This is a genomic window from Bartonella sp. TS82HLJMH (assembly GCF_042193495.1).
Taxonomy (GTDB): domain Bacteria; phylum Pseudomonadota; class Alphaproteobacteria; order Rhizobiales; family Rhizobiaceae; genus Bartonella; species Bartonella grahamii.
The window spans coordinates 1-8,739 of the sequence record NZ_JBHILU010000027.1; the positions used below are offsets into that span (position 1 = coordinate 1).

The window sequence follows — 8,739 nt, forward strand, 5'->3', positions numbered from 1 at the left end:
TGGAAAGATTGAAAAGGATTCGAAAGAAGCTGTTAATGGAGGTCAGTTACATGATTACACAGAACAGCAGATGAAGATGGTTCTTGAAGATGCCAATAAATATACGGATGAGAAAGTTAGTAGTCTTGTCAATAATGGCGTTAACGAGGCGAAATCCTATACGGATATGAAGTTTGAGACGTTAAGTTATGCTGTTGAGGATGTTCGCAAGGAAGCAAGACAAGCAGCAGCTGTTGGTCTTGCGGTAGCTGGTTTACGCTATAGTGATATTCCTGGAAAATTAACAATCGCATTTGGTAGTGGCTTGTGGCGTAGTCAATCTGCTTTTGCTATTGGGGCTGGTTATACTTCAGAGAACGGTAATATTGGTTCCAACTTGTCAATTACCACTTCTGGAGGTCACTGGGGTATAAGTGCAGGGGTTAATGTGATATTAAACTAATAAACGACTAAATCCATAAAATTGATTTGCCTTTTTCTTATTTAAGAAAAGGGCAAATTTGTTATCTTCTTCTAGAGCCCTCTAAAGCTACTCTAAATGTACAAAACTCTCGTAATTATATAAAATCCGAATATAAAAAGCTTATTACAACTTTTGTTGAGAATAAAAGGCCTTAGTGGTAAAGATTTAAAAAATTGATTACTATTTTTTTGATAATTAGGTAATAAGGTTATTGCTCTATCCTGTTATTTTGATTTATTAAAAAGAGACAGTTTTAGCTTTTATTTTCGTGTAGTATTAGACGTATGCTTTATGTTGGTATCGTGATAATTTTTCATTGAAAGTCTTGTTGTTTAAATGACAAACTATCTTAAAAATAGAATAGTTAAAAATATTATGTTTTTTAATCACTTCCCTTTTTTGTAGCTGCTTCATAGTAAAATTCTAATTTCTCCAAATGGTTTTAATTTAATTACGAGTATAAAAAGCAAATAGTGCAAATTCTTATAATTCAAAATATGTCTTTTTATGTTTTAGGTATGGTTTTTTGTTGAGGGTTTGTTATGAAAAAATTATTTTGATCATATTCAAGGGAAATAGCTCAAGTTTTCATCGTTTATTTTATCGGTTGTTTGTAGCAACGTTTTCATTGAGAGTTGTGATAGTTGTTTTTTTATTGAATGCTATTCCTGTTTTGGCGAAAAAAAATGATATAATAGGACAGCTGCTTCAAGCCATGGCGAAAGCAACAAAGAACTATTCTCAAGGAAAAATACTTCTTTCAGTATATGCTAACTCTAATAGCATTGGGGCTCTCTCAAAAGGTTTTTATTTATCAAAAGCAAGTTATTTAACAGCACTTAATACAGCACAGCAATAGCACCAATAGTGGATGATTCTACAGATGATAGTGGCTATATCAATTTTCTCGTCAATACACTTTCTCTTAAGAGTAAGGGTGGTTTTAGTGAGAGATTTCTTACCGATCCGCAATTGGTTATGAACAATAACTCTACAATTACAATAAGTTCTGAAAACAACGAAGATGCCAACGATTATCGATGGATCTAATACCTTGCGACATGATTTCATTACAAGAATGCAATGATTTACAGGTATGCAACGTACTCCAAACACAAGTATTGCTTTAGGTAGTGGAACGCAAGCGGAAAAAGAATGGAGCGTTGCTGTAGGCAATATGGCTCACGCTTTGGAAAAATCAGTCTATCATTTGGTGGTGGTTTATAGCACAGTCAATCCGTCTTTGTTATCGGAGCCGGTTATATGTCAGAATATGGAAAGATTCGCTCCAATCTCTCCGCAACGAGTTTTGGTGGTCATTGGGGTGTAGGTGTTGGGCTTAATTTAATACTGAACTGATAAGCAAAAAACTTTTTTAATATGCTCTTTGCCCTTGCCTCATAAAAGCAGGGGCATTTTAGTAAAAAGCTTAAAAAAAACTACCCACGGAAAATAAACAGTCGCCTAAAAGAATGATCAATAGGCACAAAATTATACCAATTTCAAATACATCAAAGCTAAAAATGTACAACCTTTGATAGAAAATGAAATTAATTCTAATATTAAGTATTTTTTTACCTTCCTTAAATTGACTTTCACGAACTTGCCTCTAACTACCCTCTAAAGGCGCTGTAGAAACAACAGCTTATGTCTTAATTTTATTTATGTCCTAAAACACGCTGTAAAAGCAGGAACACGCAAAGGAAATAAGAAAGCTTTAGAGTTCTAGAGCATACTTTTTTTGTGTTGTTAATCTATTATTATGAAGGGGGTATTATGAAAAAATTATATACTACACAAAATCTGTGTGATTTGAGTTTTTCTCGTTCACATCATCGATCATCATTGTTTAAAGTGGCTTCGTTAGGAACTGCGGTGGCATTGTTTTTATCGAATGCTTCTCCTGTTTTTTCAGCAAATCTCGATTTAACAAAAGAATCTCTTGAAAATGTGAAGAATGCTGCCGTGGTTTATCCGCAAAGCATTATCTCTGCGTATGATTACTATGATGGTGATAAGGAAAATTATTTAACAGCATTGAATGTGGCAATGGTGCCAAAAGTTGACGCTTCTGATGACTATGCAAATTTTTTAACCAAAACCCTTTCTGGTATAAGTAATGATGATCCTATTGTGAATGTTTTGAGGACAGATGGCAAAAACTCATTGGAAAGAACATTAGATACAGGCGGGCAATATAAAAAATTGATCATCAGTTCACAGAGTGGTGAGAATACAGCGATTATTGATGCATTGAATCCTTTGCGCAATGACTCTATGGCTAGAATGCAGCGCGGTACCGGACTGCAACGTGACGTAGAGGGTACTAATGTCATATTTGGTAATGATATAACAAAGCTCGAAAAACTCCATGCAAGGAGTGATATTACTGCTCTTGGTGCCAAGATAATAGTAAACGCCTCAGATTCGGTTGCTGTTGGTTATGGTGCGCAGGTGGATAATAGCGTTACTGTTGCTGTAGGTCATTTGGCGTACGCTGTAGGTAAAAAAAGTATCGCAATAGGTGGTGAAGGTAGATGGGGTGATAACCCGACCCCCCCTGAGGGACGTACAATAGCGACGGGCGAAGAATCAATTGCTATTGGACATCGTGCTAAGGCGGACAGTGTGAAATCTGTAGCTTTTGGTGCTTATTCAAAAGTGAATGTAGATTCAGGTGTTGCGATTGGGAGCGAGTCTGTAGCTGATGTTGCTGCTGGTAAACTTGGTTATAGTTCTTTAGCTAAAGGTTCTGCAACTTCTGACAACTTTGCATGGAAAAGTACGCTAGCTGCAGTGAGTGTTGGTGATGTTAACACAAAAAAAACGCGCCAGATTGTAGGAGTGGCAGCTGGTACTGAATTTTATGATGCCGTTAATGTTGCACAGCTAAAAGCGTTAGAAATTTACGTCGACAAAGGTTGGAATTTGTCTGTTGGAGGTGAAAATGCTAAAGCCGTTGGTATAAAAGATACTGTAGATTTGTCGGCTGCAAGTGACAACCTTAAGATCACAAAAGGTACGGAAAACAATAATGTAACATTTGATCTAGCTAAGAATATTACAGTGGCAAGTGTCACTGCAGGGAACGCCTCTATGAGTAGTGATGGCTTTCTGTTTGCTGGTGGGGCTAGAATAACTGTGGATGGTATTGATGCTGGCGAACAAAAGATTACAGGAGTAGCAGCTGGGAAAGAAGCTGATGATGCAGTGAATTTTGCGCAGCTACAAGAGATAAAAAATCAAATAGCAGGAAATAGTCTTGTCAAGCAAGATGGTGGAGAAGAAGGTCGTATCACCATTGGTATGGCAACAGGTGGTTCTGAAATCAATGTTGCAAACCAATCAGGTGATGATCGTACAATTTCTGGTGTGAAGGCGGCTGTAAACAATAATGATGCTGTTAATAAAGAACAGCTCGATGGTCAGATTGCAGATGTTGTTGACACCATAAAAAGCAATAGCCTTGTTAAGCGAGAAGAAGAGACAAATCGTATCACCATTGGTAAGGAAATAGAAGGCACAGAGATTAACATTGCAAACAAATCAGGTGATGCTCGTACAATTTCTGGTGTGAAAGCAGCAGTTAAGGATGATGAAGCTGTTAATAAAAAACAACTCGATGGTGAAATTGCAGATATCACGGACAGCATTAAGGTCATTAAAGAAGCAAATAGCTTTGCAGTTCTCTACGATAAAAATGCAGATGGCATCATTAATTATAATAGTGTGACTTTGGGTGGTGATAAGGGCAAAGGGCCAGTTGCTCTCCATAATGTTAAAGATGGAGAAATTGCTAAAGATTCGCATGATGCAATTAATGGTAGCCAGATTAATAAGATATCCAAAAATGTAGCGAAATTATTTGGTGGTGGTACTGTCTTTCAAGATGGTGTTTTTTTAGGACCAAGATATAATTTATCTCATGTTGGTACCGATGGTACGGTAGAGCAGAAGATCTTCGAAGATGTTGATTCAGCTTTGACAGGGCTTGATGCAAATGTCAAGGCTGTGAATAGCCGCTTAACACATGTCACCAATGAGTTTACTCAGAAAATTGATGGTGTTTCTAAAGATTCTTTATTATGGAATAATAATGAACAAGCCTTTGTTGCACTTCACGGACCAAACGGACAGAAGGCAGAGAGCAAAATCACCTTTCTTAAGGATGGGGATATTTCTCATGATTCAACCGATGCTATAAATGGTTCCCAAATTCATTCTATGGGCAGCGAAATTGCTACTTATTTTGGTGGCAATGCCTCGTTCGAAAATGGGGTCTTTAGAAAACCGAGATATAATTTAACTACTATTGATAAAAATGGCCAGGTAAAACAGCAGGAATATAATGATGTTGGTTCAGCTTTGGGTGGACTTGATACGAATATCAGGCATGTTAATCAGCATTTAATCCATGCAATGAATGACGTTGCTACTTATTTTGGTGGTGGCGCTGGATATGATGAATCTGGTGAGTGGAGACCCCCTAGTTTTCAGGTTACCGAATTTAAGGCTGATGGCACTTCTTCTAAGCAGCCTTATAACAATGTTGCTAATGCTTTTGAAGGCGTGAATAATTCTATTACAAATATTTCTAATCAGATTGCCAATGTGACGAAAAATAGCCTTGTTAAACAAGAGGGAGGTTCTGAAGGTCTTATCACCATTGGTAAGGCAACAGGAGGAACTAAAATCAATGTTGCGAACAAATCAGGTGAAGATCGGATCATTTCTGGAGTGAAGGCAGCTGTTGCGAACAATGAAGCTGTTAACAAAGCCCAGCTTGATAAAAGTATAGAGAAGATTTCTAAGGATATTAATCTCACAACTGCTGCTGCCGTTCTCTACGATAAAGAAAACGGTACCGTTAATTATAAGAGTGTGACTTTAGGTGGAGCGGATAACCAAGGTCCCGTTGCTCTCCTTAATGTTAAAGATGGCACAATTTCCGAAGGATCGCATGATGCGATCAATGGCGGCCAAATTAATAAAATCTCTGGAGATATTGCGAATTACTTTGGTGGTGGTGCCTCATTCGAGAATAGTGCCTTTAAAGGACCTCAGTATAATTTATCTACTGTTTCTGCTGATGGTTCTGAAGAACAGAAAACCTTTACTGATGTTGGCTCAGCTTTGAGTGGGCTTGATGCAAATGTAAAGAATGTGAATGATCATTTAACAAATGTGACAAATAATTTCACACAACAAATCAATAATATTTCACAAGAAGTTAAAGGGGATGCCTTGTTGTGGAGTAATGATGAGCAGGCATTTGTAGCACAGCATGGAGAAAACAAAGAAAACAGCAAAATTAAATTTCTTGCCAATGGAGATATTACTGAAGATTCAACGGATGCAGTAAATGGTTCGCAGCTCTTTGCGACTAATCAGAATGTTAACACTGTTACAAATAATCTGACAACAATTGCTAAAAATATATCAAAGTATTTTGGTGGTGGTGCAGACGTATCTAACGGTAAGGCTCCCACTTACACTATTCAGGGCAAAGCACATAATGATTTTGGATCTGCTTTTAGTACTGTTGATAATTCTATCACGAATATACAAAATCAGATTACGAATGCGACAAAAAATAGCCTTGTTAAGCAGGAGGAAAACGAAGGTACTATCACTGTTGGTAAAGCAACAGGTGGGACTAAAATCAATGTTGCGAACAAATCGGGTAGTGCTCGTACAATTTCCGGTGTGAAGGCAGCAGTTAATAATGATGAAGCTGTTAATAAAGAACAACTGGATGGCCGTATAGCAGATATTAGTAACAGTATTAATAACATTAAAGAGGGAAGTGCTTTTGCAGTTCTCTACGATAAAAATGCAGATGGCACTGTCAATTATAACAGTGTGTCTTTGGGCGGCAATAAGAGTCAAGGACCCGTTTCTCTCCATAATGTTAAAGATGGCATAATTGTGCAAGGATCGCATGATGCGATAAATGGGAACCAAATTAATAAAATCTCCCAAGATATAGCAAACTACTTTGGTAGTGATGCCTCATTCGAAAATGGTGCCTTTAAAGGACCCAAATATAGTTTATCTGTTATTGTTGAGGATGGTCAGGTAGCAAAAGCTAACTACTATGACGTTGGCTCAGCTTTGAGTGGTCTTGATGCAAATGTAAAGAGTGTGAATACGCATTTGACGAATGTAGCAAATAATTTTACACAACAAATCAATAATATTTCAAAAGAAGTCAAAGGGGACGCCTTGTTATGGAATGGTGATGAACAGGCATTTGTAGCACAGCATGGAGAGGGAAAGGCCAATAGCAAAATTAAGTTTCTTGCCAATGGAGATATTTCTGCTAACTCAACGGAAGCTCTAAATGGTTCACAACTTTATTTGATGAGTAATCAGCTTGCTGCGTATTTTGGTGGTGGCGCTGGCTATAAGAATGGAAAGTGGAGTGCCCCTACTTTCAACGTAGCACAATTTAAGAACGACGGTAGTTCTGGTGAGAAGAAGACATATCATGACGTTGCCAATGCTTTTGACGGTGTGAGTGAGAGTATATCCAAGATAAACGACCGCATTCAAAATGTTGAAAACAATGTCTCATCTAATGGTTTAAATTGGAATGAGCAGAAAGGAGCCTATGACGCTAGCCATGATGGTCAACCAAGTAAAATTATCAATGTAGAAAATGGTAGAATTGCAAAAGATTCGAAAGAGGCAATCAACGGTGGACAGCTTTGGCAGACCAATGAGCGTATCACAGGTGTTGAAAAAGATATTAAGCATATCGAAAACAGGGTTGATAATATTTCAAATACGATTGGAGATATTGGTGATACAGTTATCAATATTGAAAACAGAGTTGATAATATTGAAAACACGGTTAATAATCTTTCTGATGGTGCAGTTAACTATGATAAAGATGCTGATGGCAAAAAGATCAACAAGATCACTCTAAAAGGTGGGAATGAAAGTGAACCTGTTATGATTGATAATGTTGCGGATGGCCATATTGAGAAAGGCTCGAAAGAAGCTGTTAATGGTGGGCAACTGCATAATTATACTGAGCAGAAGATGAAGATTGTTCTCGATGATGCTAAAAAGTATACAGACCAACGGGTGAATAATATCGTTATTAATGCCATTGATGATGCTGTTGATCGGTCTCAGCAATATACCGATATGAAGTTTAATATTTTAAGTTATGACATTAAGAGCGTACGCAAAGAGGCAAGGCAAGCAGCAGCCATTGGTTTGGCAGTGTCGAATTTACGTTACTTCGACGAACCAGGATCTTTGAGTGTTTCATTTGGTAGCGGTGCGTGGCGTGGACAATCTGCATTTGCTCTTGGTGCTGGTTATACATCTGAAAACGGAAAAATCCGCTCTAATCTCTCTGCAACGAGTGCTGGTGGTCATTGGGGAATAGGTGGTGCAATAACCTTAAAAATAAAATAATACGAACAACGAAAACTGAACAAAATATTCACCCTCATTTTATTGAAATGAGGGTGAATTTTTTTACAGACGCACAGTATTTATCTAGAGATAAGCATAATATTTGATAACGCGATAAACTTTGAGGTTTTATAGAAGATTTTTCTATATTTTTGTTGAAAAAAGATCACAGTAGAATCCATATTGCTAAAAAGTCATATTTTTATGTTGCTATTTTCTTGAACAGCCTATAGTGATACGGAAATGTATATTAGTAAGACTCATTTTGATAAAATAATTTTCAAAGGGGGATAAGTAGTGCGTAAAGATAAAAGGTACATCACAAGACCACGCATATATTATTACATGATACTTTAAAAAGAGGAAACCTAACTAAAAAGCCGATTATACGAGCCAAGCTAGATTTCGAACATATTACAATCTCTTTTTACTTTACTTGTTATTAATAAAAAAATGCTTTCTAATAAAACTAAAGTCTATAATTAGGAAAAGACATACTAAAATCTTTTTTGAAAGACTTTATATTGACGACTACCAAGTAAAAAGTAATATAAAATATGCGAGACCTCTTTTTTATTTAGTAAAAATAAGCACACTAAAACCCTTAGACTCTAAATGTGTTATTTTTATGTCCACAAAACATAACCAAAAAACAAACATTTAGGTCTCAATACAGAAAGAACAAACAAAACAGGATCAAAGACTCAAAACGTTCATACCCTAAGCTATGATCCCTTATTCTTAATTTCAAAGAGATCAATAATGCTAAAATGTGTCTTTTTTATGTTTTGGAGGTGTTTTTAAGTTTTTTCATTGGAGAGTTTGTTATGAAAAAATTCTATACC

Annotated in this window: 5 protein-coding genes; all 5 read left to right on the top strand. The window is 36.7% G+C overall.

The window, feature by feature from the left end; all coding sequences use genetic code 11:
- The coding region (locus ACFIKO_RS08405) for a YadA-like family protein (protein WP_375673752.1) at nucleotides 1–442 on the top strand (442 nt) is incomplete at its 5' end.
- A gap of 658 nt (nucleotides 443–1,100) precedes the next feature.
- Nucleotides 1,101–1,322, top strand: a complete 222-nt coding sequence (locus ACFIKO_RS08410; RefSeq protein WP_375673754.1) for a hypothetical protein — start codon at nucleotides 1,101–1,103, stop codon at nucleotides 1,320–1,322.
- 8 nt (nucleotides 1,323–1,330) lie between these two features.
- On the top strand, nucleotides 1,331–1,513 hold the full coding sequence (locus tag ACFIKO_RS08415) for a hypothetical protein (RefSeq protein WP_375673756.1): 183 nt from the start codon (nucleotides 1,331–1,333) through the stop codon (nucleotides 1,511–1,513).
- Between the two features lie 46 nt (nucleotides 1,514–1,559).
- Nucleotides 1,560–1,793: a hypothetical protein gene (locus ACFIKO_RS08420; RefSeq protein WP_375673757.1), complete on the top strand. Its 234-nt coding sequence runs from the start codon at nucleotides 1,560–1,562 to the stop codon at nucleotides 1,791–1,793.
- Between the two features lie 446 nt (nucleotides 1,794–2,239).
- Nucleotides 2,240–7,894 carry a Vomp family autotransporter gene (locus ACFIKO_RS08425; RefSeq protein WP_375673759.1) on the top strand — a complete coding sequence of 1,885 codons (5,655 nt, stop codon included), beginning with the start codon at nucleotides 2,240–2,242 and terminating at the stop codon, nucleotides 7,892–7,894.
- Nucleotides 7,895–8,739 lie beyond the last annotated feature (845 nt).